General features: G+C 66.5%; 26 protein-coding genes. 11 read left to right on the forward strand and 15 right to left on the reverse strand.

All coding sequences use genetic code 11. The annotated features are described in order from the left end of the window. The first annotated feature begins 182 nt into the window (after positions 1-182). Complete coding sequence (locus CGUA_RS12755; protein ID WP_290196271.1) at positions 183-1,520, forward strand: NYN domain-containing protein; 1,338 nt, start codon at positions 183-185, stop codon at positions 1,518-1,520. Positions 1,521-1,714: 194 nt separating this feature from the next. Next, the gene (locus CGUA_RS12760) at positions 1,715-2,473 is read left to right on the forward strand and encodes an SDR family NAD(P)-dependent oxidoreductase (RefSeq protein ID WP_290196273.1); all 759 of its coding nucleotides are present in this window, start codon (positions 1,715-1,717) and stop codon (positions 2,471-2,473) included. Between the two features lie 144 nt (positions 2,474-2,617). Here CGUA_RS12760 and CGUA_RS12765 read toward each other — a convergent pair whose 3' ends face one another. Further along, positions 2,618-3,478 (reverse strand): PspA/IM30 family protein, encoded by an 861-nt coding sequence (locus CGUA_RS12765; RefSeq protein ID WP_290196275.1) that lies wholly within the window; start codon positions 3,476-3,478, stop codon positions 2,618-2,620. A gap of 166 nt (positions 3,479-3,644) precedes the next feature. Then, the gene (gene trxA / locus CGUA_RS12770; protein ID WP_290196277.1) at positions 3,645-4,022 is read right to left on the reverse strand and encodes a thioredoxin; all 378 of its coding nucleotides are present in this window, start codon (positions 4,020-4,022) and stop codon (positions 3,645-3,647) included. A 172-nt stretch (positions 4,023-4,194) separates the two neighbouring features. On the opposite strand from trxA, the gene CGUA_RS12775 reads away from it, so the two are divergent. From CGUA_RS12775 to CGUA_RS12790, 4 genes are all read left to right on the forward strand, one after another. Then, positions 4,195-4,413, forward strand: a complete 219-nt coding sequence (locus CGUA_RS12775) for a transporter (RefSeq protein ID WP_290196279.1) — start codon at positions 4,195-4,197, stop codon at positions 4,411-4,413. A gap of 73 nt (positions 4,414-4,486) precedes the next feature. Beyond that, positions 4,487-4,690, forward strand: coding sequence for a heavy-metal-associated domain-containing protein (locus CGUA_RS12780; RefSeq protein ID WP_290196281.1), 204 nt, complete (start codon positions 4,487-4,489; stop codon positions 4,688-4,690). 144 nt (positions 4,691-4,834) lie between these two features. Next, positions 4,835-7,141 (forward strand): heavy metal translocating P-type ATPase, encoded by a 2,307-nt coding sequence (locus tag CGUA_RS12785; protein WP_290196283.1) that lies wholly within the window; start codon positions 4,835-4,837, stop codon positions 7,139-7,141. Positions 7,142-7,275: 134 nt separating this feature from the next. Next, a complete protein-coding gene (locus CGUA_RS12790) occupies positions 7,276-8,655 on the forward strand; it encodes an MFS transporter (protein ID WP_290196286.1) in 1,380 nt (459 codons plus the stop codon). A gap of 70 nt (positions 8,656-8,725) precedes the next feature. Here CGUA_RS12790 and CGUA_RS12795 read toward each other — a convergent pair whose 3' ends face one another. The 6 genes from CGUA_RS12795 to CGUA_RS12820 form a co-directional block, all read right to left on the reverse strand. Further along, the gene (locus CGUA_RS12795) at positions 8,726-8,917 is read right to left on the reverse strand and encodes a hypothetical protein (protein WP_290196287.1); all 192 of its coding nucleotides are present in this window, start codon (positions 8,915-8,917) and stop codon (positions 8,726-8,728) included. A gap of 290 nt (positions 8,918-9,207) precedes the next feature. Further along, positions 9,208-10,704, reverse strand: a complete 1,497-nt coding sequence (dnaB, locus tag CGUA_RS12800; protein ID WP_290196289.1) for a replicative DNA helicase — start codon at positions 10,702-10,704, stop codon at positions 9,208-9,210. A 607-nt stretch (positions 10,705-11,311) separates the two neighbouring features. Continuing rightward, positions 11,312-11,764, reverse strand: a complete 453-nt coding sequence (gene rplI / locus CGUA_RS12805; protein ID WP_290196291.1) for a 50S ribosomal protein L9 — start codon at positions 11,762-11,764, stop codon at positions 11,312-11,314. Positions 11,765-11,827: 63 nt separating this feature from the next. Next, positions 11,828-12,472: a single-stranded DNA-binding protein gene (locus tag CGUA_RS12810; RefSeq protein ID WP_290196293.1), complete on the reverse strand. Its 645-nt coding sequence runs from the start codon at positions 12,470-12,472 to the stop codon at positions 11,828-11,830. Between the two features lie 93 nt (positions 12,473-12,565). After that, positions 12,566-12,853, reverse strand: coding sequence for a 30S ribosomal protein S6 (rpsF, locus tag CGUA_RS12815; RefSeq protein WP_290196295.1), 288 nt, complete (start codon positions 12,851-12,853; stop codon positions 12,566-12,568). Between the two features lie 128 nt (positions 12,854-12,981). Further along, complete coding sequence (locus CGUA_RS12820; RefSeq protein ID WP_290196298.1) at positions 12,982-13,935, reverse strand: LysR family transcriptional regulator; 954 nt, start codon at positions 13,933-13,935, stop codon at positions 12,982-12,984. A 70-nt stretch (positions 13,936-14,005) separates the two neighbouring features. On the opposite strand from CGUA_RS12820, the gene CGUA_RS12825 reads away from it, so the two are divergent. Further along, positions 14,006-15,088: a YeiH family protein gene (locus CGUA_RS12825; RefSeq protein WP_290196300.1), complete on the forward strand. Its 1,083-nt coding sequence runs from the start codon at positions 14,006-14,008 to the stop codon at positions 15,086-15,088. A gap of 6 nt (positions 15,089-15,094) precedes the next feature. On the opposite strand, the gene CGUA_RS12830 is transcribed toward CGUA_RS12825, so the two are convergent. From CGUA_RS12830 to CGUA_RS12845, 4 genes are all read right to left on the reverse strand, one after another. After that, positions 15,095-15,520 (reverse strand): hypothetical protein, encoded by a 426-nt coding sequence (locus CGUA_RS12830; protein ID WP_290196302.1) that lies wholly within the window; start codon positions 15,518-15,520, stop codon positions 15,095-15,097. A 133-nt stretch (positions 15,521-15,653) separates the two neighbouring features. Next, positions 15,654-15,842 (reverse strand): hypothetical protein, encoded by a 189-nt coding sequence (locus tag CGUA_RS12835; protein ID WP_290196305.1) that lies wholly within the window; start codon positions 15,840-15,842, stop codon positions 15,654-15,656. Between the two features lie 2 nt (positions 15,843-15,844). Then, positions 15,845-17,431 (reverse strand): glycosyltransferase family 87 protein, encoded by a 1,587-nt coding sequence (locus tag CGUA_RS12840; RefSeq protein WP_290196308.1) that lies wholly within the window; start codon positions 17,429-17,431, stop codon positions 15,845-15,847. 117 nt (positions 17,432-17,548) lie between these two features. Next, positions 17,549-19,714 carry a transglycosylase domain-containing protein gene (locus tag CGUA_RS12845; protein WP_290196310.1) on the reverse strand — a complete coding sequence of 722 codons (2,166 nt, stop codon included), beginning with the start codon at positions 19,712-19,714 and terminating at the stop codon, positions 17,549-17,551. On the opposite strand from CGUA_RS12845, the gene CGUA_RS12850 reads away from it, so the two are divergent. Further along, the gene (locus CGUA_RS12850) at positions 19,707-19,847 is read left to right on the forward strand and encodes a hypothetical protein (RefSeq protein WP_290196312.1); all 141 of its coding nucleotides are present in this window, start codon (positions 19,707-19,709) and stop codon (positions 19,845-19,847) included. The two genes, CGUA_RS12845 and CGUA_RS12850, sit on opposite strands and share 8 nt — an antisense overlap. 226 nt (positions 19,848-20,073) lie before the next feature. Here the strand turns inward: CGUA_RS12850 and CGUA_RS12855 are convergent, their stop codons facing one another. Continuing rightward, positions 20,074-20,439, reverse strand: coding sequence for a DUF5318 family protein (locus tag CGUA_RS12855; protein ID WP_290196315.1), 366 nt, complete (start codon positions 20,437-20,439; stop codon positions 20,074-20,076). Positions 20,440-20,629: 190 nt separating this feature from the next. Here CGUA_RS12855 and CGUA_RS12860 point away from each other — a divergent pair, with 190 nt between their 5' ends. The 3 genes from CGUA_RS12860 to CGUA_RS12870 are packed head-to-tail and all read left to right on the forward strand — an operon-like array spanning position 20,630 to position 22,644. Beyond that, positions 20,630-21,073 (forward strand): MarR family winged helix-turn-helix transcriptional regulator, encoded by a 444-nt coding sequence (locus CGUA_RS12860; RefSeq protein WP_290198400.1) that lies wholly within the window; start codon positions 20,630-20,632, stop codon positions 21,071-21,073. Positions 21,074-21,082: 9 nt separating this feature from the next. Then, positions 21,083-22,138: a universal stress protein gene (locus CGUA_RS12865; RefSeq protein WP_290196317.1), complete on the forward strand. Its 1,056-nt coding sequence runs from the start codon at positions 21,083-21,085 to the stop codon at positions 22,136-22,138. A gap of 11 nt (positions 22,139-22,149) precedes the next feature. Continuing rightward, positions 22,150-22,644 (forward strand): hypothetical protein, encoded by a 495-nt coding sequence (locus tag CGUA_RS12870; protein ID WP_290196319.1) that lies wholly within the window; start codon positions 22,150-22,152, stop codon positions 22,642-22,644. On the opposite strand, the gene trhO is transcribed toward CGUA_RS12870, so the two are convergent. Beyond that, entirely contained in the window at positions 22,641-23,528 is an 888-nt protein-coding gene (gene trhO, locus CGUA_RS12875; protein ID WP_374725052.1) for an oxygen-dependent tRNA uridine(34) hydroxylase TrhO, read from the reverse strand. The genes CGUA_RS12870 and trhO overlap by 4 nt on opposite strands. Positions 23,529-23,673: 145 nt before the next feature. Further along, positions 23,674-25,170, reverse strand: coding sequence for a DUF1846 domain-containing protein (locus CGUA_RS12880; RefSeq protein WP_290196322.1), 1,497 nt, complete (start codon positions 25,168-25,170; stop codon positions 23,674-23,676). Between the last annotated feature and the right edge of the window lie 49 nt (positions 25,171-25,219).

Below are 25,219 nucleotides of genomic sequence, written 5' to 3' on the forward strand. Positions count from 1 at the left end.
GTCATCTGACTAACGAACTTAAGCGGGCAGGAACGGGTTCGCAAGGAAACGCGTTGTAGAAATTAAGCGGCCTTCCAGCCAGTGCTTACGGGAAATACCTCGACGTAGAGGCTCCCGGTGGGGCATGCTGGAGAGTGAAAAGAAAACTAATTAGATCAACGTAGATACGGAATTTAGGAGCCATGCTTGAACGCACAGTTGTCTTTGTCGACACCTCTTACCTGCTCGCGAGCTTTTATAACTCGTGGGAAACCGGGGCTCGTGCCCAGCTAGAAATCGATCTGCCCGAGGTCGTCGCCGTCCTGGGCAATATGATCACCAACCAGCTCAATCAACCCATCCACCGTCAGTACTGGTACGACGGCATTCCGGATTCCGGGCCGCACCGCTACCAGCGTGCCCTACGCTCCTGCGACGGCGTCCACTTGCGGACCGGCCAGCTCATCGAGTGGGGCGAGCGTCGCACTCAGAAGGGCGTCGACACTCGCCTTGTCGCCGACATGGTCGTGTCGGCCTGCCGTGGCCAGGTTTCCGATTTCGTTCTCGTGTCCGGCGACGCCGACATGATCCCGGGGGTGCAGGAGGCCGCCAACAACGGCGTTCGCGTGCATCTCTACGGCTTCGGCTGGGATTCGATGTCCTCCGCCCTCCGACACGCCTGCGATACGACCACCATCCTCGATCCTCGCGAGGATTTTGCCGATTCCATGCAGCTCCAGGTCCTCGAGGGGCCGCTGCCGCCGATCATCCGCGACCGTCCCATCGACGACGCGGGCGCCCCGGAGGAAACCGGAACCACCCCGATCCCGGACGGCGCCGTCCACCCCCCGCAGCCGCCGAAGACCGCTCGCGTCGAGGCGAATGCAGGACACGACAATGCCGACCCTACTGACCCTGCCGAAAGCACCGAGGGCGATGAGGCTGACGGCAACGCCCCGGCCCCGGGGCCGGTCACCCCGCGAAGTGGCGTCGCTAAGCCAGGTCGCGCCCGCCCGACTCCCGGTTCCCTCGCCACCGCGGGTGTCAGCCCGACACCCGCGGTGGCCTCGACTGCGCCGAAGGAGGCCGAGGCCGGCCAGCCGGAGAACTACGATGACTTCGAGCCCTCGGAAATGGAGGCCGAGCTGGCGAAACATCAGCCTCCGGCGCCGAGCCCAAGTCCGGCCCGCCCCTCCGGCGGTGCCCCGAAGCCCTCGATGATGGCGCCCCGGCGCAAGCTCCGTTCGCGTTACGTGCCGTTGCCCGAGGAGGTGTGGTCCTCCGCCGGATTTCAGACGCCCTTCGACGTCGGCCAGCAGTATGCGACCTGGTGGTACGACAATGCCGCGAGTGTCGACCAGCGCGACCAGGCCCACCTGCTCTCGGGTGGCGGACTGCCGCCGGAAATCGACCGTCCACTGCTGCAGTTCGCCTGCGAAACCCTCCACGAGTACACGCTCAGCGAAAATCAGCGCGTGAACCTCCGCGACGGGTTCCACGCCGGCATCCGTAGCGTGCTCATCAACATCCGCCGAGGCTAGGCGCCACTTGCCCGCACCCAACTCCCCCGGTCCCACTTATGGCCGGGGGAGTTTTGGCGCGCCCGGATCCCCTCCGGCCGACAACCCCCTTCAATTTGTTGACGTGTCATTATTTTCGACCTATCATTAACCTCAGCGCAACAGGGCGCATCGATTAATCCGCGGAATTTTAACCGCGGGGAACTGAGGACATCATGACCACCTTCACAGGCAAAGTAGCTCTCGTCACCGGCGCCGGTTCCGGGCTCGGCGAAGCCACCGCAAAGGATCTCGCCGCCCACGGCGCCAAGGTTATTGTCGCCGACATCAACCTTGAGGGCGCCGGGCGCGTGGCCGAGGAAATTACCAAGGCCGGTGGCGAGGCCGTAGCTTTCAGGATGGATTCCGCGTCCCGCGAAGACAATAGGAATGTCGTGGAGTTCGCCGTCGAGAAGTACGGCGCGCTCCACCTCGCGGTCAACAACGCCGGCATCGGAGGCAAGGCCAACAAGGTTGGCGAGATGGACCTGGACGACTGGGATCGGGTGATCGCCATCAACCTTTCCGGCGTCGCCTACGGCAACCGTTATCAGATCGAGCAGTTCCTCAAGCAGGACGATCCGTCCCAGACCGCGATCGTCAACATCGCCTCCATCCACGGCACCGTCGCCGCCCCGGGCAACTCCGCCTACACGGCAGCCAAGCACGGCGTCGTCGGCCTGACCAAGAACGCCGCCGCTGAATACGGGGACAAGGGCATCCGCGTGAACGCGGTCGGCCCCGGCTACATCAACACCCCGCTGCTGGCGAATCTGCCCCAGGAGCATTATGACGCGCTCGCCGCCAAGCACTCGCTCGGCCGCCTCGGCGAAGCCCAGGAGGTCGCGTCCCTGGTGCGCTACCTGCTCTCCGAGGACGCGTCGTTCATCACCGGCTCCTACCACCTGGTCGACGGAGGTTACACCGCCGTCTAGGCCCTCCGACCCGCCACTCCCCAGCAGCCGACCTGAGCCATCAGAAGCGGCGCCGGGGAGTTCCGGCTTTCCGGACGGCAGGACACCGAAAGCACAGGTGCGCCCCGGCCATAACCGGAGCGCACCTTAGTTGCTTTCGGCGGGCTACTTAGCGTCCTTTTTGGCGTCCTTTGCCCCGGCCTCGCCCTCAACCTCGGCGTCCTGGACGTCTCCGGTGTCGGCTTTCTCGCCCGACTCGATGGCGGCGTCGGCCTTGCCGTCGGTGAGCTCGCCAGCCTTGTCCGCGTTCATGGCGGCGCGGATCTCATCAAGACGAGCGCTGGCCTTCATGTCGGTTCCGGCGGCGGCGACCTCCGCCATGCGGTCATTGACCGTATTACCCAGCAGCTCCTGCTGGCCAAGCGCGTCGGCGTAACGACGCTCGATCTTGTCTCGGACGGAGTCCAGGGTCGGGACGTTCTCGCTCGGAGCCATGGAGGTGTCGATGGAGGCCATTGCTTCACTGGATTTCTTCTGCATTTCCGCCTGATCGGCCTGTGCGAGAAGCTTGTCGACCTCGGCGAGCTGCTGCTGCAGGCGGGCCTCGGACTGCCGCTGCTGCTCCTGCGCCTGTTCGGAGGCCTGCACGGCCTGGGCATGGAGCGTGCGGGTCTGCTCGAGCTCCTGCTCGGCGGCGACGAGCTGGGAGGCGAGTACCTCGGCCGCGTTGTTGAACTCGGCCGCCTTCACCTGATCGCCTTCGGCCGCAGCCTTGTCGGCGAGGCTGAGCGCCTGGCGGGCCCGATTCTGATAATCGGCCTGGGATTTCACCAGCCTGTCCATCTGCATTTCCAGCTGCCTCTTGTTGCCGAGGACAGCCGCCGCCTGCTTCGTAATCTCCTGGTGCTGTTTCTTCGCGCCTTCGACGGCCTGCTGGATCTGGACCTTCGGGTCAGCGTTCTCGTCGATCTTCTGATCGAAAGATGCCATGAGGTACTTCCAGCCCTTGCTGAACGGGTTCGCCATGTCCAGGTTTCCTTACTGTCTTCTTCGGATTTGCGGTCGAATATTTATATGGGGCCGAGTTTACGTAGGTTTTTCCGCGCGTGCCGGTCCCGAAGTGGTCCCCGGAAAAGGAAGGCGCCACCGTCCCGGTCCAGCCGGGGCGATGGCGTCACACGTGTCGTCGGGTTTACTGGCCGTCCGCCTGAGCGTTCTGCTCGGCGACCTGGCGACGAACCTCATCCATGTCGAGGGCCTTGACCTGACCGATGAGGTCTTCCAGCGCGGCCGGTGGGATGGCGCCGGCGTTGCGGTAGACCATGATGCCGTCACGGAAGGCCATCAGGGTCGGGATGGCTTGAATCTGCAGGGCGGCGGCGAGCTGCTCGTTAGCCTCGGTGTCAAGCTTGGCGAAGGTGACGTCCTCATGGGCCTCAGAGGACTTCTCGTAGGTGGGGGCGAAAGCCTTGCAGGGGCCGCACCAGTCCGCCCAGGCGTCGACCAGAACAATGCCGTCGCCGGTAACGGTGGTCTCGAAAGTGTCCTCGGTGATGTCAATGGTTGCCATGGTGCCTGTTCTCCTTAATAGGGTAATTTGTCGCCCACGATATAAAATACTGCCGACTTATCGTGGTTTCAGTTATCTTCAACTGTAGCGACTCGACTCCTATTCCCACAGGGGCGACGAGCATGCAGTTCGTGCGGGCGCACGAGTGTTTCCATTCAGGAGGACGATCACGATGACGAAGACCTATCAGCTGACGGGTCCGACCGACGCCGATTCCCGCGAGAAGCTGGTGAGCGAGCTCCAGGATGTGCAGGGCGTCCACGACGTGGACGTCTTCGAGGAGGCGGATTCCCCGAACTCACTCTCCATCGCCCTGTCGGGGCTGGGCTTCACGGACGAGCAGGTGGATGACGCCGCGGGCGCGGCCGGCTATGCACTGAAACTCTCATAGGAAACTCCTTGCACCATACCCCAAGGGGGTATACAATGGCGGGCGTTGCCCACCCATGAATCGAGGAGCTGTCATGGCAGAGACCAGGAACTACATTGTCGAGGGAATGACCTGCGGTCATTGCGAGATGTCCGTCAAGGAGGAGATTTCGGAGATCGAGGGAGTCACCGAGGTCGTCGCCGATCACGCCACCGGCGCTGTCGTAGTCACCGGCGAGAACTTCAGCGACGAACAGGTCGCCGAGGCCGTCAAGGAGGCCGGCTACACGCTGGTTTAAGGGCGGCTCGCCGCCACGTCACTGCCGCCGCCCTTGGGGCGGCGGCAGTGACGTTTCCCGTTTCCCCAGTACATCCTTGAACATATACCCCATAGGGGTATAGGGTGAACAGTGATCCGTGATCCCCGGAGGAAAGGAAACCTCATGACCACCGCCCAGCAGCCGGCGGGCACTGACGCCCCCGGACTCGACGCCGCCCACCTGGTCCAGCTGGACCTCGGGGTGACGGGCATGACGTGCACCTCCTGCTCCAACCGCGTCGAGCGAAAACTCAACAAGGCCGACGGCGCCGAGGCCACGGTCAACTTCGCCACCGAGTCCGCCTCGGTCCGGTACGACCCCGCCAGAATCAGCGAGTCCGAGCTCATCGAGATCGTCCGCAACGCCGGTTACGACGCATTCACCATGGCCGGCGCCACCCAGGGTGAGGACGAGGGCGACACTGCCGGCGTGCAGCAGGCCGACCGCCACGAGGAGGCCCGCGGCGAGGAGGCTCAGGACCTCAAAGGCCGCCTCATCATGTCCGCGATCCTCGGGATCCCCGTCACTCTGGTGTCGATGATCCCTTCCCTGCAGTTCATGAACTGGCAGTGGGCGGCGCTGGCTGCGACCACCCTGATCTTCTTCGTCGGCGGCGCGCCCTTCCACCGGGCCACGTGGGTGAATCTCAGGCACCGGGCCACCACGATGGACACGCTCGTCTCGCTCGGCACCACCGCCGCCTACCTGTGGTCGATCTGGGCGCTCTTCATCGGCAACGCCGGTGTACCCGGCATGGCCATGGAGATGTCGCTGCTGCCCCGCGACGACGGCATGGACCACATTTATCTCGAGACCATCGCCGTGGTCATCACCTTCCTGCTGCTCGGCCGCTGGTTCGAGGTGCGCGCCAAGGGCCAGTCCTCCGAGGCGCTGAAGAAACTACTCGACATGGGCGCCAAGGACGCGGCCGTCATCCGTGACGGCGCGGAGGTCCGCGTTCCGGTCGCTCAGCTCCAGGTCGGTGACGTCTTCGTCGTCCGCCCGGGAGAGAAGATCGCCACCGACGGCGTGGTCACCGAGGGTTCCTCCGCGATCGACGAGTCCATGATCACCGGCGAATCCGTCCCGGTCGAGGCCACCCGGGGTTCGGCCGTCACCGGCGCGACGATCAACACCTCGGGGCGGCTGCTCGTGGAGGTGACCCGCACCGGCTCCGACACCACGCTCTCCCAGATGGCCAAGCTCGTCACCGACGCGCAGGCGAAGAAGGCCCCGGTCCAGCGTCTCGTCGACCGGATCTCCGCCGTCTTCGTCCCGGCGGTCATCCTTGCCTCGATCATCACCCTGATCGTCCACCTCGCCATCAGCAGCGGAACGAACTGGGCGTTCTCCGCCGCCGTCGCCGTACTCATCATCGCCTGCCCGTGCGCCCTGGGCCTGGCGACCCCCACCGCGCTGCTGGTGGGCACCTCCCGCGGCGCCCAGCTGGGCCTGCTCATCAAGGGCCCGGAAGTCCTGGAGTCCACACGTCGGGTCGACACCGTCGTCATGGACAAGACCGGCACGGTCACCGAGGGCAGGATGTCGGTGACCGGCTACACGGCCGCACGGGATTCCGGACTCAGCAACGACGACGTCCTGGCCCTGGCCGCGGCCGTGGAGACAGGCTCCGAACACCCGATCGCCCACGCCATCGTCAGGGACGCCCAGGACGCCGTCGCGATTCCCGCGGCCACCGACTTCACCGCCACCGCCGGCCACGGCATCTCGGCGACGGTGGACGGGAAGACGGTCAGCGTCGGCAAGCCGGAGGGCACGCTGCCCGCGGACCTGGCGGCGGCTTTCACCGCCGCCCGGTCCCAGGGTGCGACCCCCGTGGCCGTCACCGTCGACGGCGCCACGGTCGGCGTCGTGGTCGTGCGCGACACCGTCAAGGCCTCCTCCGCCGAGGCCATCGCGCAGTTTCGTGAGCTCGGCCTGACCCCCTATCTCCTGACCGGCGACAACACGCAAGCCGCCCGGGTCGTCGCCCGTGAGGTCGGGATTGACGAGGACAAGGTCATCGCCGACGTGCTGCCGGCGGACAAGGTCGCGGTCATCGAGAAGCTCCAGAGCGAGGGCCGCAACGTCGCCATGATCGGCGACGGAGTCAACGACGCGGCCGCCCTGGCGCAGTCGGATCTGGGCCTGGCCATGGGCGCCGGCACCGACGTCGCCATCGAGGCCAGCGACATCACCCTGATGAACAATGACCTGCGTTCCGCGGGCGACGGCATCCGCCTGTCCCGTCGCACGTTGGGCACGATCAAGGGCAACCTGTTCTGGGCCTTCGCCTACAACGTGGTGCTCATCCCGGTCGCCGCACTCGGCCTCCTCAACCCGGGCCTGGCCGGTGTCGCCATGGCGTTCAGCTCTGTTTTCGTCGTGACGAACTCGCTGCGCCTGCGCGGTTTTCAGTCCAGCCATTAGGAGCGGGCATGTCTCGACCCCGGGGATCCGTCGTCCCCGGGGCTGACGTGATCCTGCGGCAGCGATTAGAGTTCAGCGCATCAGCCGGGCCCGCCCCAGTGGCCCGGCCCGAGGCGAAAGGCCACGCCGCCGACATGAGTACCCCCGCGACGCCGACCACTGACCCCGGCCCGGCCGGCCTCACCCGCAACGAAAGGCTGGACCGGCTCCCCGTCACCGCCAAGCACCATAAACTCCTGGTTGGTTCGGGCATCGGCTGGGCGCTCGACGCCATGGACGTGGGCCTGATCTCCTTCATCATGGCCGCCCTGGCGGTCCAGTGGAGCCTCAGCCCCACAGAAACCTCCTGGATCGCCTCCGTGGGCTTCATCGGCATGGCCCTGGGCGCAACCTTCGGCGGGTTGCTCGCCGACCGGGTCGGACGTCGGCAGGTCTTCGCGATCACCCTGCTGGTCTACGGCATCGCCACCGGCGCCTCCGCCTTCTCCACCGGGCTGGCGGTGCTCATCGCGCTGCGTTTCATCGTCGGCCTCGGACTAGGGGCGGAGCTGCCCGTCGCGTCGACGCTCATCAGCGAATTCGCCCCGCGCAAGATTCGTGGCCGCATGGTGGTGCTGCTCGAGGCCTGGTGGGCGGTGGGATGGATCCTTGCCGCGGTGATCGGCACCTTCGTCGTGGCCGGCAGCGACAACGGCTGGCGCTACGGCCTGCTGCTGGGCACGGTCCCGGCGGCCTATGCGCTCATCATCCGCTGGAAAATGCCGGAATCGGTGCGCTTCCTCGAAACGAAGGGCCGCCACGAGGAGGCCGAGGCCACGGTCCGCAGATTCGAATCCGGCGTCGACCCCGACACGCTCAGGCTTATCGACGCCCGGATTGCCCGCACCGAGGAGCACGTTGAACCGGTCGACCGTGACCTCGCACAGGAGACCTCGATCTGGTCGAGGAAGCTGCGCGGCCGCACGGCCGCGTTCTGGATCGTGTGGTTCTGTGTCTCGCTGTCCTACTACGGGGCATTCACCTGGATCCCCTCGCTGCTGGTCGCCGACGGCTTCACGATGATCCGATCCTTCAGCTTCACTCTCATCATCACCCTGGCCCAGCTGCCCGGTTACGCCGTGGCCGCCTGGCTGATCGAGAAGTGGGGCCGCCGGATGACCCTGGCCGTGTTCCTGGTGGGTTCCGCGGTCTCCGCCGGCCTCTACGGCCTGGCCTCGGTTGAGTGGCAGATCCTGGCGGCCGGCATGCTGCTGAGCTTCTTCAACCTCGGGGCCTGGGGCGCGCTCTACGCTATCGGGCCGGAGCTCTACCCCGCCCACATCCGGGCCACCGGCACCGGCGCCGCCGCGGGCTTCGGCCGCATCGCATCGATCCTCGCGCCGCTGATCGTCCCCTTCGTCATGGGCGGTTTCGGCATCAGCTGGCTGTTCGCGCTCTTCGCCACCTCCTTCGCCATCGCGGCGGTGGCGGCCTTCACCCTCCCCGAGCAGAAGGGGCGCCAGCTCGACGCTTAAGGAGCGGAAACGGCGAGGCACCCGGCAGAATTTCTGCCGAGTGTCTTTTCTCTGGCTTCGGACGGGCGGCCTAGAAGGCGAACAGTCGGCCGAAGAAGCCCTTTCCCCTCTTGGCGGCGGTGGCCTCCGCGAGGTCCTCGATGCTGCGGGGCATGTTCAGCAGCAGAGTGTTGCCTTCGGTGTGGGCGACGGTGAGGGAATCATCCAGTCGGGCGAAAGTCGTTGCGCAAGCGGTGTCGGTGTTGACGGTACGAATGGTCATGGGGTGTGCCTCCTTCCTCAATGCGGTGTCTGCAGTACAAGGTCTCAGCAATGTCTGCCGGGTCGATGTCCTAGAGTTTAGGACTTTTGCGCAGGTCAGGCACCGTTGGTAAGGCAAACCTAAAGCAGGAGCGCCTTAGATAGGCAACCCTAAAAAGAGGGTCCGAAACCCCGGGACCACGGGCTTTAAGTCAGACCAAAAGCTCTGTTAGGTAATTCTCACCACTCCCCCCTGGGGGTGTGATGAATAAAAATACCCGGAAAGACGGCCGACCGATGGCCCGCCCCTCCTTAACCGTGTGCCATGGACACGAAACGCGAGTAGTGCAGCTGGTGGGCGACCGGAATCGTGTCGATCGGACCGCCACGATGCTTGGCGATGATGATGTCCGCCTCACCCGCGCGCTCCGAGTCTCGCTCCTGCGAGTCCGGGCGGTTGAGCAGCATGACGATGTCGGCGTCCTGCTCGAGGGAGCCGGACTCACGCAGATCGGCCAGCTGCGGTTTCTTGTCCGGACGGTTCTCCGGGCCACGGTTCAGCTGGGAGATGGCGATCACCGGGACGTCGAGCTCCTTGGCCAGCAGCTTGAGCTGGCGGGAGAACTCCGAGACCTCCTGCTGACGGGACTCCACCCGCTTGCCCGAGCTCATCAGCTGCAGGTAGTCGAGCACGATGAGGTCGAGGCCGTGAGACTGCTTGAGACGGCGGGCCTTGGAGCGAATCTCCATCATCGTGAGGTTCGCAGAATCGTCGATGTAGAGGGGCGCGTCCTGGATCTCGTTGAGCCGGCTGGTCAGCTTCTCCCAGGCCGGCTCATCCATCTTGCCCGAACGCATGTCCGAGAGCTTGATGGCGGTCTCCGCAGCGAGCATGCGCATGATGATCTCGGAGGCGCTCATCTCCAGCGAGAAGATGATTGAGGTCAACCCGTGCTGGATGGAGGCCGAGCGCATGAAGTCCAGGGAGAGCGTCGACTTACCCACGCCCGGGCGGGCGGCGATGATGATCATCTGACCGCCGTGCAGGCCGTTGATGAGGTTGTCCAGGTCGGCGAAACCGGTGGGCACGCCCATCGCGGTGCCCTTGTCACGCTGGAAGGCCGCGAGCTCGTCCATCGTGTCGGTGAGCAATTCGTTGAGGACCTTGTAGTCCTCCGCGGTGCGGTTCTGGGCGACGCCGAAAACCTCCTGCTGAGCCCGGTCGACGACCGCTTCGACGTCGTCGCCGTCGTTGCCCTCATAGCCGTACTGGACAATACGGGTGCCGGCGTCGACGAGCCTGCGCAGCACCGCCTTCTCCGCCACGATCTCGGCGTAATAGCGGGCGTTCGCCGCGGTCGGCACCGAGGAGATGAGGGTGTGCAGGTAGGGCGCGCCGCCGACGCGCTCCAGGTCATTGTGGCGGTCGAGACGCCCGGCGACGATGACCGGGTCAATGTTCTTGTCGAGGGCGTAGAGGTCCAGAATCGCCGCGTAGATGAGTTCGTGCGCCGGGTAGAAGAAGTCCTCCGGGGAGAGCTCCTCGATGACGTCAGTGACCGTGTTCGGGCTCAGCAGCATCGCGCCGAGCACCCCCATCTCAGCCTCCTTGTCATGCGGCGGCTGGCGGTAGTCGTCATAGCGCGGCGCGGAGTCCCGGTCGCGGCCGCGGCCGCCCTTCGTACCGAAGGCCTTGCGGGGCGCCTCATCGCGGGGCGCCGGCGGCTCCATGGGTTCGAAGGGCTCCGCGGGCGGCACGTAATCGTCGTCGAAGCTACCGCTGGCGTCATGCTGGCTCGGGTTGGTCATGTACTGCTCCTTCGTTAAGGCGGTCCCCCTTGTTGTAGGCAGTTTAAGTCCCGACCACGACACCGTCGAATAACCCGTTTTGTCGGAGGAAAAGGGGAGTTGTACCCAGGGCTGTGGGGGCATTCTCGACGTTTATCCACACTCTCTGTGGATAAATATGGTTAACAGCACGTGACGGGCGTGTCACAGTCCGCATGTACTGTGGATAACTTGTGGAGAACTTCGCCCCTGCGGCCCACATTATCCCTATTCATCGTGTTCAGACGAGTTTCTGCCCTGTGGATAAACCTGTGACTGATGCCTCGAGACCAAAGTCCGAAAGGAGCCTCGACGGGGTGGAAATCACACTTCTTCACACGTCCGGAAGGTGAATAGCCGGGAAACAATGCACAGCAGAACCGCAAGGTGTGGAAAATGCGACCGACCCCGTGGCCCAGCGTCCGGGCGACGCCTCTTCCCTCACAGAAGAGACGCGCACGGTGGACGTGGGTGACGGGGCCGGTGGCGTGCTGTTGTCGTCTGGTGTGATCTTCTCCCGTAGCCGCGGTCCGGTTTCTCAGGCCGGAGTGCGGGGATGCGGGTCACACCCGTCTATCGCGCGAGTAAATTACTCGGCGACGACCGAAAAGTTGACCTTGCCGTTGACCTCAGGGTGCAGCTTCACGATGACCTGGTAGTTACCGGTCGTGGTGATGTAGCCCTTCGGCAGCTCGATGTTGCGCTTGTCCAGGGTCGGACCGTTGGCAGCCTTCACGGCGTCAGCGATGTCGCCGGTCTTGACGGAGCCGAAGAGCTTGCCCTTCTCGGAGGTCTTCACCTTGACGGTGACGCCCTCCAGGCCGTCGAGCTGCTGGCGCACCTCATGTGCGTGGTCGAGATCGCGGATCGCACGTGCATCCTGTGCACGCTTGATCTCCTCGATCTCCTTCTCTGCGCCGCGGGTGGCCACAATGGCCAGGCCGCGCGGAAGCAGGTAGTTGCGTCCGTAGCCGTTCTTGACCTCGACGATATCGCCGGGCTCGCCAAGCTTCTCAACGGCAGCGGTGAGGATCAGCTTCATGATCCCTGCCTTTCGTTGTGTTCAGGTGTAGATGGATGACGTTCTTGTTACTTACTTGAGCGTTTAGAACGGCGGCTCATCATCTGCGCCCCCGCCGAAACCGCCGGCCGGGGGTGCAGAGTTCCACGGGTCGTTCTGGGGAGCGTTGCCACCCTGGTTGGACTGCTGGCCACCGAAGTTGCCGCCGCCGCCAGAATTGCCTCCGCCGAAACCACCCTGGTTTCCACCCCAGTTGCCGCCGGTGTTGCCACCGGCGCCGCCGCCGAAGTTGCCGCCGCCCTGGCCGCCACCGCCCTGGTTGCCGCCGCCGGACCAGTTGCCGCCGCCGGACCCGCCTTCACGCGGGTTGCGGTTGACCTGGGCCGAAGCGAACTTCAGGGAGGGGCCGACCTCGTCGACCTCAACTTCGAAGACGGTGCGCTGCTCACCCTCGCGGGTCTGGTAGCTGCGCTGCTTCAGGCGGCCGTTGACGATGACACGCATGCCCTTGGACAGGGTCTCGGCGACGTTCTCGGCAGCCTGGCGCCACACGTTGCAGGTAAGGAACAGGGCTTCGCCATCCTCGTACTGACCCGAGTCGCGGTTGTAGACGCGCGGGGTCGAGGCGACGCGGAAATTAGCCACAGCCGCACCCGACGGGGTGAAGCGGAGCTCCGGGTCGGCAACGACGTTGCCGACGATGGTGATCGGGGTATCTCCAGCAGCCATTATGTATTCCTCAATTCCTTACAAGTGTGTTCGGGGTGAAAGAGCCGTGTTGCCCGGAGGCTACCTCATCGGCAGCCCCCGGTGTTCCCGTTCTTACTTGTCGGCGCGAAGCACCTTGGTGCGGAGAACCGCATCGCTCAGGTTGAGAAGACGATCCATCTCCTGGACGGACTCAGACTCGCAGTCCAGGTTGACGACGATGTAGACGCCCTCTTCCTGCTTCTCGATCGGGTATGCCAGATGGCGCTTACCCCAGACGTCAACCTTCTCGACAGTGCCCTTATCCTTGCGGATGATTTCCAGGTACTTATCCAGCGACGTGGCTGCGGTGCGCTCATCCTGGGTTGGGTGCAGAATGATCATTACTTCGTAGTGACGCACGGACCTCATCACCTCCTATGGTCTAGTGTTTTTTGGCTCGGCCATGCCCCTTGTGGGCATAGCAGGAGGGTCGTTGCGTCAGGCAACCTGGCCAGAATAGCAGCCCCGCAGGTCAGAGCGAAATCACGTTATTTGACATCGCGCGGGAAATTTTGTTGCCCGGGCCGGCCCGACGACGCCGACGGCACATTCGCCTGCGCAACCGCCAGAAAGTCGGTCGCCGGCGAGTGCATCGGGGCGTCCGGCCACACCACCCGCAGCGGGCGGCGCAGATCGACCCCGTTGGTCGGGACCTCGACGAGCATGCCCGTGCGCAGGGGTACATCCACCACCAACCGGGAGAGCACGCCGGGCGCGACGCCCGCGGCGACGGACCCGACCACCGCGGCGTTGGAGCTGACCTCGAGTTCCGGGTCCGCGCGGGGATAGTCGCGGAGCAGCGCGTCCAGCGTCCCGCGGGTGCCGGAGCCCGTCTCCCGCACCACCAGCCCGGTGCCCGCCAGTTCCCGCGCGCTGACGGGGCGGGCCCGCCCGGCCCAGGGGTGGCCCGGCGCGACGACGAGGGCGAGCTCGTCGGTGGCCAGCAGGTTGACGCGGGCGTGGCGCACCGGCAGCGGGGTCTCGATGAAGCCGATGTCGACGCGGCCTGCCTCCAGGGCGGCCAGCGTGTCCTGGGAATTGGCGACCGTGAGCGTCACCTCGACGTCCGGATAGTCCCTGTGGAAGCGTGCCAACCAACGCGGGGCGAGGTATTCGGCGATTGTCTGGGAGGCGCCGACGCTGAGGTGGGTGCCCGCCTCATGCGCCAGGGAGGTGACTGCGCCGGCGTACTCGTCGAGCGCGAGGAGGGCTTCTGCGGCCCACGCGGCGACGAGTCGGCCGTCCTCGGTGAGGGTCGAGCCGGCCGGGGTGCGATCCACCAGGTGCAGGCCGGTGACCCGTTCGTACCTGGCCAGTGCGCGGGAGGCGTTGGACTGGGCCATGCCCAGCTCCCGCGCGGCGGCGCCGAGGGAGCGGCGCTCACCGATGAGGACGAGCAGCCGCATGGCGTTGTCGTCGATGACCTGTGCCGGAATACCCATGCGCCCATGATATGACCCCATGGCAAAGTGCTCCTTCCCAGGGTCCCGGGCATCGGGGAGAGTAAAACCTATGCGCTTCAGGACCGAGACAGAGACCGATGCCCAGACAGGCCGGTCACCACACGTCGGGCAGGAGCGGGCCGAACCCCACGACCCTCCCGGGTGGTTCGCCCCGCTGCCCGGCGCCGCCGCCTGCCTGCTCGGCACTTTGGTCGCCGCCTGGTTGAGCGGACTCCTCCCCGTCATCCCCATGATGCCCCTGGCGATCCTGCTCGGGGCATTCCTCGCCAACGCGATCCGCCTGCCCGAGGTGATCGAGCCGGGCATCGCCTTCTGTGCCAGACACGTATTGCGGATCGGGATCGTGCTGCTGGGCCTGCAGATCCCCCTCTCCGAGGTCCTCGGCCTGGGCTGGCAGCCCCTCCTCGCCGTCCTCGCCGTCGTCGCCGGCGGGATGGCCAGCACCGTCTGGCTGGGGCGCCGACTGGGCGTGGACGAGCAGCTGACCCTGCTGATCGCCGCGGGCTTCTCCGTCTGCGGCGCGGCCGCGGTGGCCGGCGCGCAGACCGTGGTGAGGGCGAGCCGGGAGAAGATGGCGACGGCCCTCGCGCTGGTTATCCTGTTCGGCACGCTCGCCATTGGGCTGGTCCCCGTCCTCGGCGCGTTGTTCGGCCTGTCCTCCGCCGCCACCGGCGCCTGGGCGGGCGCAACGATCCATGAGGTCGCCCAAGTCGTCGCCGCCGCCGGCGTCGTCGGTGGCCCGGAGTCCACGGCGATGCAGTACGCCGTCGTCGTGAAGCTCTCCCGAGTCGTTCTGCTGGCGGCGGTGGTCGCCTACCTGGCCGTCCACCTCCGCAGGCGCGGTCTGGCCACCGTCGCCCACGCCCCCGACCGGGCCCCCCTCGTGCCGGGCTTCGTCGTCGGGTTCCTCGCCATGGTCGTCCTCGCCTCGACCGGAGCCGTGCCGGCGCCGGTCCTGGACATCCCCTCCCGGCTGCAGTCGGTGCTGCTGGCCATGGCGATGTTCGCCCTGGGCTGCGGCGTGAAGTTCAGCGAGCTGCGCACCATCGGCTGGCGCCCGTTCGTCCTGGGCGCGCTCGCCAGCACGGTGGTCGCCGCAATCGGCCTGCTCGGCGTCCTCGTGGCCTTCTAGGCGGCCCTAGCGATCAACCTCGGTGACGAGGCCCTCCGGGGTGATATCGACCTTGATGTCATCGACCTCCACCTCGAAGTGGCGCTGGCCGTCGTCTTCCTCGGCTTCGGTCCGGCCCTCGCCCGCGCAGGCGCGCTCCAGAACGGAGGCGACCTCCTCCTCGGTGACCTCCTCCGCGGCCAGGTCATCGCGGGCCTCCGGGGAGTAGTCGCCCGGCGCGCACGGGGCCTCGCCCGCGGCGTCATTGGAGGCGGTCGCCTCGTTGACCGCGGAACCGGCGGCAGAGGTGGCCTCCGCGGCTGCGGAACCGGCCGCCGAGGTGGCCTCCGCGGCCGTGTCGGCGGCGTCCTGGGAGTCGGAGCAGGCCACCATGCTCAGGGAGAGGGCGGCTGCGGCTGCACCTGCGGCGATGCGACGGGTCAGGGTGGTCATGGCGTCTCCTCACGTATGTCCAATGCTTGATACGTGACCCACGCTACGGCCCGGGCCCGGTGCCTGAAAGCGAATTCACCGGAATCTGAGCGGATTCTTATTTTCTACCCGGACCTGGCAGCGGCCTGCCAGGCTAGCCGCCGGTGGTCGTCGCCCAGAACACGGCGAGGGTGACGGGGACCACTGTGACGAAGAACAGGGCAAGCAGGCCGAGGACCACCGCCAGCGCCGTGGAGCGCTTGCGCATCACCGCCAGGTAGGACCCCGCGATACACAGGAAACCGACGACGATGGACAGGATGCCCAGAACGGTGATGAGCACGGTTAGTGACCTTCCTTGACGGGGGCGGCGGGCCGCTTGTCGACGCCGACGCCTATTTCTTCTGCAGGTGACACGGGAACGTCTCGCCGCCCGGCCCGGCCGACGCCCCGGCCGAGGACGAACCTGTCCGCCTGGCCGAAGGAACCGGCCAGCGGGTCCAGGCCGCCATGCGCCTCGGCGACCTTGTCCCTCCCATATCCCAGCATCTGGCGGACGACAAGGACAATCATGGCGATGATGAATGCGTCGCGGGTGAGGACGACGACGTCGAGGACCTCGCCCGGCAGGCCCTTGTTCTCGGCGCCGTGCATGTGAAGCATGAGCACCGGCCACACCATCATCTCGGTGAGCATCCACGCCAGGAGCAGGCGCCAACGGGGCAACGCCAGGACGGCGGGGACCACCAGCCACAGCGAATACTGCGGGGACCAGACCTTGTTGATGAGCAGGAATGCGGCGACGATGAGGAAGACCAGCTCGGCGACGCGCGGGCGTCGGCAAGCCATCGTGCCGAGCGCGAAGACTCCGGCGCAGGCCAACGCGAACAGGGTGAGGGTGACCGCGTTGAGGATCTCGGGGGCCCCTCCCCCGGCGTCGAAGCCCTGCCAGCCGGTGATGCGGGACACGACGGCCCACACCGTGGTCCACTCCCAGCCGCGCTCGGAGTTGAGACGGGTGAACTCGGCCCACGCCTGCGGATAGCGCAGCATCACCGACACGTTGACCGCCAGCCACGCGAGGACCGCGGCGGTGAGCATGCGCGCAAACGCCGCCCAGGCCCGCGAACGCACGGCGAGGACGAGGAACGCGCCGAGGAGGAACAGCGGCCACAGCTTGAACGCCGTGCCCAGGCCGATGGCCGCGCCGGCCCAGCCCGGCCGGCCCCGGGTGACGAGCCACAGCGCCAGGATGACCGCGAAGACCGAGGGAATGTCCCAGTTGGTGAACGCGTGCATGATGACGATGGGACTGGCCGCGACCAGCCAGAGGTCCCAGACGCGGTTGCCCGCCAGATCGACGAGCAGGCGGATGCCGGCCACCCAGAAGGCGGAGAGCACCAGGGCGGTCAGGCAGAAGTACCAGGCGGACTCCGCGACGGCCAGCGGCAGCGACTCCACGAGCGGGTACGTCAGGCGGGTGAGCCAGGCGACCGCCCCCTGGAACAGACCGGCCAGCACCGGGTACTCCATGTATCGGGTGAGGTCGCCCTCCACCCAGGAAAAGGCGTAGGGGAAGCCACCCTCATTGAGGCCCCGCCCGTTGTAGAGGGGGAGGATGTCGTTGTAGCAGGCCGAGACGTACTGGCGGTTGCCCGACCAGTTCAGGCCCACCACACCGTCCTCGCCACGCACGCCCTGGAGGCAGTTCGCCTTCGAGAGGAACCCGAAGGACAGCCACACCAGCGACGTGAGGATGAGCACGCGCAGCGGGGTCCACCACCGGGCCCGGCCCACCTCGGCGTGGCGCCCCAGGGGGCCGCCGAGGAAGGTGATGAATCCACGGGCCAGGGACTCGCTGCGGGCCGGCCAGACGCGCCTTGTCGGGTGAATGACCGGGACCGCGTCGGGCCGGGTCGCCTGGTGTGTCATGGGGACTCTCCTCGGCTGGCTGGAATCGGGAAAATGACGCCGGCCACGCGCCACGCGAAATGGTGGGGCGTAGCCGGTTTGAGTCGTCGCTGTTTACCGTACCCGGCCGGCGGTGCGTTATCCGGTCGGCAGGAGGTCGGCGATCTCGGGCGGGAGCTCGATGTCGATGGGCGGTCCCGGATCCGGGTTCGCCGGCGGGGCCGGAGCCTCCTCCGGGGCCGGGGCGGGAGTCGGCGCCGGGGCCTCCGCCGGGGGCGCCTCCTGCGGGGCCGGGGCCACGTCCGCCGACTCCGCGGAGGACGGCGCCGGGGCCGGGGCCACGTTGGTGACGACCGGCGCCGGCGGCGCGTAGTACGGGTCGTACACGTAGTCCGAGTAGGAGCTGCCGCCCGTGTAGCCGTTGAGGCCGAACTGAATCGGCTCCGGGGTCGGGAAATCGATGACCTCGAGGCCTTCGTGGGAGGTGTCCATCATGGACTTCCAGATGTCGGTGGGGGTGCCGGAGCCGTACATGTTGCCGCCCCACTCGTTGTAGATCGCAGAAGTGTTGTCGGCGGTGCCGACCCACACCGCGGTCGACAGCTGCGGCGTCGCGCCCAGCATCCAGGCGTCCTTGTTCGCGCCGGTGTCACCGAACTGCGCGGTGCCGGTCTTGCTCGCCGACGGACGCCCGCCGGCCAGACCCTTGCCCCCGGACCAGGCGGCGATCGGCTCCATGGCGCTCAGGAGGTTGTCCGCCACCTGCTTCGAGACGCGGCGCTCACCCTCCCCCTGCTCCCACTGGTAGAGCACGTCGCCGTTGGCGGTCTCCACCCGCTCGACCCAGTGGGTCGGCTGATACACGCCGCCGTTGGCGACGGTGGCCAGCGCGACGGCCAGGTCGATGGCGCGGGACTGGTACTGGCCCAGGATGATGCCCTCGTACGGCTGGTCGCCGTTCTCGGTGAGGGTCTCCGGGATGCCCGGCAGGGAACGGGCCACGCCGAGGGCGTGGGCCATGTCGGCGGTGTCCTGGGTGCCGTCGTAGAGGTCGTCCTGCAGACGGATGAAGGAGGTGTTGTACGAGCGCAGCAGGGCGTGCTCGATGGAACAGGTGCCGCAGGAGCCGGTGACGTTGGTGACCGGGATGTTGCCCGGCAGGGTCACCGGCGCCGAGGAGTACTGGGCGCTCAGCGGGATGCCCTGCTGGAGGGCGGCCGCCAGGCCGAAGATCTTGAACACGGAACCGGTCTGCAGGGCCGCGTTAGCGTAGTCCCAACCGGCCGCGTCCTCGCCACCGTAGTAGGCGCGGATGGCGCCGGTGCCCGGCTCCACGGAGGCGACGCCGGCGGCGGCGTCGTCCTGCAGGGTGCTCAGCCCGTCGTAGACGGCGTCGAGGGTGGCGTTCTGCGCCTTCATGTCGATGGTCGTGGTGATCTGCAGGCCGCGGGTGGTGACGTCCTCCTCGGAGATGCCGAGGGCCGCCAGCTCGGCCATGACGTGGTTCTTGATGTGACCGTTGGTGCCCCTGGCCTCGGTGTAGGCCGAGTACTCGGCGGGATCGCGGGTTTGCGGGAACTGCGCGCTGTCACGCTGCTCCTGGGTGATGGCCCCGGTCTCGAGCATGCCGTCGAGGACGTAGTTCCAGCGGGCCTCGGCGCCCTCCGGGTTGGACCACGGGTCCAGCTGGCTCGGCAGCTGAATCGTCGCGGCCAGGACCGCGCCCTCCGCCGGGGTCAGCTCCGCGGCGGGCTTGTTGAAGTAGGCGTTGGCGGCGGCCTCGATGCCGTAGGCGTTGCGTCCGAAGTACACCGTGTTCAGGTACGCCTCGAGGATGGTCTCCTTGTCCCACTGGTTGGTCATCTTGACGGAGTAGACCATCTCCTTCCACTTGCGCTCGATGGAGCGCTCGTTGCCCACCAGGGTGTTCTTCACGTACTGCTGGGTGATCGTGGAACCGCCGCCGGCGGCGTCGTTGCCCGTGACGACGCCGACGGCGGCGCGGGCGAAGCCGGAGAAGGAGAAGCCCGGGTTGGTCCAGAACTCGCGGTCCTCGGCGGCGAGGACCGCGTTCTGCACATGGTCCGGGATCACCTCGAGGGGCACCGTCGTCCGGTTGCCCTCCGGCGGCACGATGCGCGCCAGCTCCGTCTCACTGTCGGTGGCGTAGATGCTGGACACCTGCGCGGTGGTGAGCTCCTGCGGCTCCGGGATGTCGACCCGGACGTAGCCGAAGAAGAACGCGATCACCGGGATCGCGATCACCACGGCCGCCGCCGCACCGACGACCGACCAGATGGACATGCGCCGGCCGCGCTTCGCGGACGGCGTGGACCTGGACGTTGAGGTGGACGTCGACTTTGCAGCCGACTTCGGCTTTGACGCCGATTTAGAGGTCGACTTCGACTTCGATGAGGAGCTCTTCTTTGGGGACTGAGGATCGTCAGACACTGATCTTTTCCCTGTGCCCTTCCGTTAGATCTGGTGGAGGCGCGCCACCCAGACAGCGAAATTCCGGGCGAGGGGCGCAGAATCAACACAATATGGTGTGCCGAGACATTTTCAACACTTGCACATGCTACTTCGTCGGGAGGTTGCTTTGAAGTCGCGAAACCTGTGGGGACCGGGGTTATTCCGGGGAGGACGCGGCGTCGGCCCGCGGCTCACCCGCCCGGTTCGACCGTGCCGGTCTCCAGGAGATGGTTCCAGCGGCACCGGGTGCACACCTCCACGAGATGAACCGTGACGGGCCCGACCTCCTCGACGATGCGGACGATCTCCTCCTCCCGGCGCGCCGTGTTGCTGCGCTTGCCGAGCCGGTCACCGTAAATCCAGTTGACCTCCCGGAGCGTGTCCCCCTCACAGACGGGGCACGCACGCTCCGCTGGGTATCCGTGATACTTCGACGCCTCCACCAGAAGGAAGTCGGCGTCGCAGATGGAGTCGCGGTCGACTTCGCCCTGCCGCCAGGCGCGCAGGAGCATCCGCCTTTCCCAGCGGTGGGAAACCTCTTTACGTAAGCGGGCCATGACCGGCCATTGTAGGAGCCTCTCCCATTCAGATGCTTTAAAGTGAGATATGTTCTATGGTGAAACAATTGTGCCTGAATCCATTCGGGCCGACCCCGACAAGATGAGGAATTCCAGCATGTCCGACGGTGCACTGCAGGGCGGTCTGGCCGCCCAGACCGCCACCGAGACCGGTGTCAGCGATCTGGCGATGTCCCTGTCGAAGCGCATCCGCCCCGCGATGACCAAGCTCTACGTGATGTACTTCCGCGTCGCCGAGCAGTCCGACCTGACCGGCCCCCAGCTGTCCATCATGTCGCGCCTCCAGGAGAACGGCCCCTCCCGCATCAGCGCGGTCGCCCAGGCCGAGGGCATCCGTATGCCGACCGCCTCCAACGCCCTCCACCAGCTCGAGCAGCGCGACCTTGTCCGACGCGTCCGCGACGAGTCCGACCGCCGCGGCGTCCGCGTCGAGCTGACGCCCCTCGGGGAGACCGAGCTCGTCCGGGTCGGGAAGGAGCGCGAGCTCTACCTGGCGGAGATGCTGGATTCGCTTGACGACGACGACCTCCGCGACGCCCACGAACTGGTCGACATCATCAACCGCCTCGCCGACGCCTACAGCGCCGGCGTGATTTCCGACAACGGCAAGTAACACCCCATAATGGCGGTGGAGGTTCCCTCACCGCCCCTGCGCGCTGAGGCGACCCCGGAGCCGGCTCCTGATCCGGCCCCGCCCATCATCCTCATCGACCCCAGCGAGCTTATGGCCAGAGAAGAACAGCCCCCGACCGCCCCCGGGCCGATTCGCCTGCTCGTCGCCATCGAGCCCGGCGGCAGCGACACCGAGGCCATCAACTTCGCCGTCTGGCTCAGTCGCACCGCACCCGTCAAGGTCCGGGCCGTCGGCACGTTCCAGCGCCCCTGGCCGATCTCCGGTCTCTCCAAGATGGCCGGCCGTTACGAGGAATGGCTGCAGCGACAGTCCGCCAAGTACGCCAAGCAGGTGGCCAAGACCTTCCGCAACGCGGGCCTGGAAGAGGAGTTCTGGGACGACCAGATCTCCACCTTCGTCGACGGCCCCTCGGAGGCCACCCTCCTGTGCGAGGCCGCCGACGACTTCAACGCGGACCTCATCATCCTCGCTTCGACGCCGGCCGCCCCCAAGGGCCGCTTCACCCCGGGCACCTCCGCCGACGCCCTGCTCCACTCCTCCCCGCACCACCTGGGCTTGGTCCCCCGGGCGGCGAAACTCTCCAAGCGCGGCGTCACCCGGCTCAACTTCGCCCTCCTCGAGAGCGACCACCAGCGAGACCACGACGCCCTCATGTTCACCGCCGACCTCGCCGCCCAGTGGGAGGTGCCGCTGCGGGTGCTGGCCTTCTCCCCCATGGGCCTGACGGACGCCAACGACGCGCTGCGCCTCGACCTGCACCGCGACGTCAACGACGAGTGGCACGAGTACGCCCTGAGCATGCTTGACCGGGTCCGCGACAGCGTCCTGCACCGTCACGAGTCCCTCGACCTCGACACCGGAATCGCCGCCGGCGGCGGCTGGTCCGGCGCCCACGGTGCGGTGAAATGGAAGAAGGGCGACCTTCTCATGCTCGGCAGCCAGCCAGTCGGCGCCTTCTCCCGGGTCTTCGTCGGCTCCACCGAGGCGGAATTCATCCGGCACGCGCGGGTGCCTGTCGTAGTTTCTGCGCCCAAAGCGGGATAGTGTGGAGGGTCATGGCACCCTCCATCTCACGGGGAGACCGGGACTACCCGGATCATCCCGAAAATGACCTGTCGGACGACGCCGACTACGCGAACCTCCTACCGCCGACGCCCAGCTCCGCCGAGGAACTAGCGGAGTCGGAGGACCCTGTGCGCCGAGCCGAGCGCAACCGTGCCTCCACCCGCCAGGCGCTCTGGTACCTCGCCGTCATCCTCGTCGGCACCTTCCTCGCCGGCGGACTGCTCGCGGTTCTCGCCCGTGCCCTGGGCGGACCGCTGTGCACCCCCGACGGCGCCGACTGGCTGTGCTCCGAGGCCTCCCAGACCTGGTGGCCCATCGCCGCCTCCGTCACGCCAATCGCCGGGCTGATCGGCTGCGGCGTCATCATGGTCCGCAAACTCAAGAGCTACCTGCGCTGGCGCCCGTGGATGGGCGTCTTCTGGGTGCTGGTCCCTTTCACCATGTGGTGGCTGACCTACACCCTGGGCATTCTCGCCTCCAACTAACTGCAGTCCAGGCAGACCGCGGTGCCGGCGTCCGTGGCGCAGTCCCCGCAGATCAGCACCTGCTTCCGGCAGTCGTCCTCGTTCGCGCAGTTGAGGAACTGGTTCGTGGCCTCGCCGCAGTGGATGCACCGGCCGAGCTGCGCGGCCTGCCCCTCCGGTCCGAACTCGACGTGCATGCGCTTGTCGAAGACGTAGAGCGAACCCTCCCACAGCCCGTCGTTGCCGTACTTCTCCCCGTACCGGACGATGCCGCCGTCAATCTGGTAGACCTCGGTGAATCCGCGGTTCTTCATCAGGCTGGAGAGCACCTCGCACCGGATGCCACCGGTGCAGTAGCTGACGACCGGCTTGTCCTTCATCCAGTCGTACTTGCCGGAATCCAACTCCTGGATGAAATCGTGGGTGGTCTCCACGTCAGGCACCACGGCGTTCCTGAACTTGCCGATCTGCGCCTCCATCGCGTTGCGACCGTCGAAGAACACGACCTCGTCGCCACGTTCCTCGACCAGCCGGTTGACCTCCTCCGGCAGAAGGTGCTGGCCGCCGCCGATCACGCCGTCCTCATCCACCTTGAGCTCCCCCGGCGCGCCGAAGGCCACGATCTCGTTACGGACCTTCACGCTCAGCTTCGGGAAATCATCCCCCGTGCCGTCGGACCACTTGAACTCGGTGTCCTTGAACCCCGGGTAGTCCTTTGTCTTGCGGATGTACTTCTTGCAGGCGTCAATGTCACCGCCGACGGTGCCGTTGATGCCGTGCTCACTGATGAGGATGCGCCCCTTCAGACCCAGGGACTCACACAGGTCGCGCTGCCAGAGCATGACGGCCGTCGGGTCCGGGATCGGGGTGAACTTGTAATACAGCAGAATCTTCGGGGTGGCCACGGGTGCCAGTCTAAAGCGGCGGTGGTGGGCTGCTAAATCCTCGGTGGCGGACACGCCAGGACGGCGTCGCTTCGGGGCGAGGAGGCCTCGCCCCGAACTTGCCTGGCCTTTCGAAACTAACGCGCCGGAATGCCGGCGACGGCCCCTAGCGCTTCTGGTACAGCTGCTTCTTCCAGAACTTCGGCTCACTGGTGGCCTGCATGCCGAGGTTGCGGAAGATGCCCTCATCCACGGAGCCGAGAATGGTGGAGGTGTGGACGTCGCAGCCCTGGAGGTTCTGCAGCTGAGCCAGCGCCAGGCGGGCCTCCTCGCTGGTCGCGGCGGAGACTGAGAGCGCGATCAGCACTTCGTCGGTGTGCAGGCGGGGGTTGCGGGAGCCGAGGTGGCGGGTCTTGAGGGTCTGGATCGGCTCAATGGACTCCGGGGAGAGCAGGTGGGCCTCCGGGTCGATGCCGGCCAGGTACTTGAGGGCGTTGAGGAGCATGCCGGCGGAGCAGCCGAGCAGGTCGATGGTCTTGCCGGTGATGATGGTGCCGTCGTGGAGCTGCATGGCCGCGCCGGGCAGACCGGTCTCCTCCTCAATCCGGAGGGCGGGGGCGACGACGGTGCGGTCGGAGGGGACGCAGCCGGCCTTGGTCATGATGACGGCGGCACGGTCGGAGACGGTGGTGTCCTCGGTGGCGGCGCGGGCCTCGTCGACGAGGGCCTTGTAGTAGCGGCGGATGATCTCCTGGGTGGCGGCGGCGCGGCAGACCTCGTCGTCGGTGATGCAGTAGCCGGCCATGTTGACGCCCATGTCGGTGGGCGACTGGTAGGGGGTATTGCCCGTGACCTTCTGCAGCATTCCCTTGAGCAGCGGGAACGCCTCGACGTCGCGGTTGTAGTTGACCGTGGACTCGCCGTAGGCGCTCAGGTGGAAGTGGTCGATGACGTTGACGTCGTCGAGGTCGACGGTGGCCGCCTCGTAGGCCAGGTTGACCGGGTGGTCCAGGGGCAGGTTCCAGATGGGGAAGGTCTCAAACTTGGCGTAGCCGGCCTTCCGGCCACGCTGGTTCTCCTGGTACACCTGCGAGAGGCAGGTCGCGAGCTTGCCGGAGCCCGGGCCTGGCGCGGTGACGACGACGAGGTCGCGGGAGGTCTCGACGAATTCGTTCTTGCCGAATCCCTCCTCGGAGACGATGGTGTCGATGTTGCCGGGGTAGCCGTCGATGACGTAGTGGCGGGAGACCTTGAGGCCGAGGTGGGTGAGCTTCTCGGCGAATTCCACGACTTCGGCGGATCCCTCGTCGAACTGGGTGATCACGACGTGCTCGGTGAGGAAGCCGCGCTCACGGAAGGCGTCGATGAGCCGCAGAAGGTCGTCGCCGTAGCCGATGCCCAGGTCGGCGCGGACCTTCTTGCGCTCGAGGTCCTTGGCGCCGATGCAGACGAGGATTTCCACGTCGTCCTTGATTCGATCGAGCATCGCGATCTTGTTGTCCGGTGTGAAGCCGGGCAGGACGCGGGAGGCGTGCATGTCGTCGAAAAGCTTGCCGCCCATCTCCAGGTAGAGCTTGCCGCCGATTTCCTCGCGGCGCTCCTGGATGTGCTTCGACTGCAGCTCGATGTACTTGTCGGGATCGAATCCCAGTGCCTGCGGCATAGTGCCCCTTTGAGGTTGCGCGTTTTGACCGCACCCTAGCTTAACCCCG

The organism is Corynebacterium guangdongense (genome assembly GCF_030408915.1).
Lineage (GTDB): Bacteria > Actinomycetota > Actinomycetes > Mycobacteriales > Mycobacteriaceae > Corynebacterium > Corynebacterium guangdongense.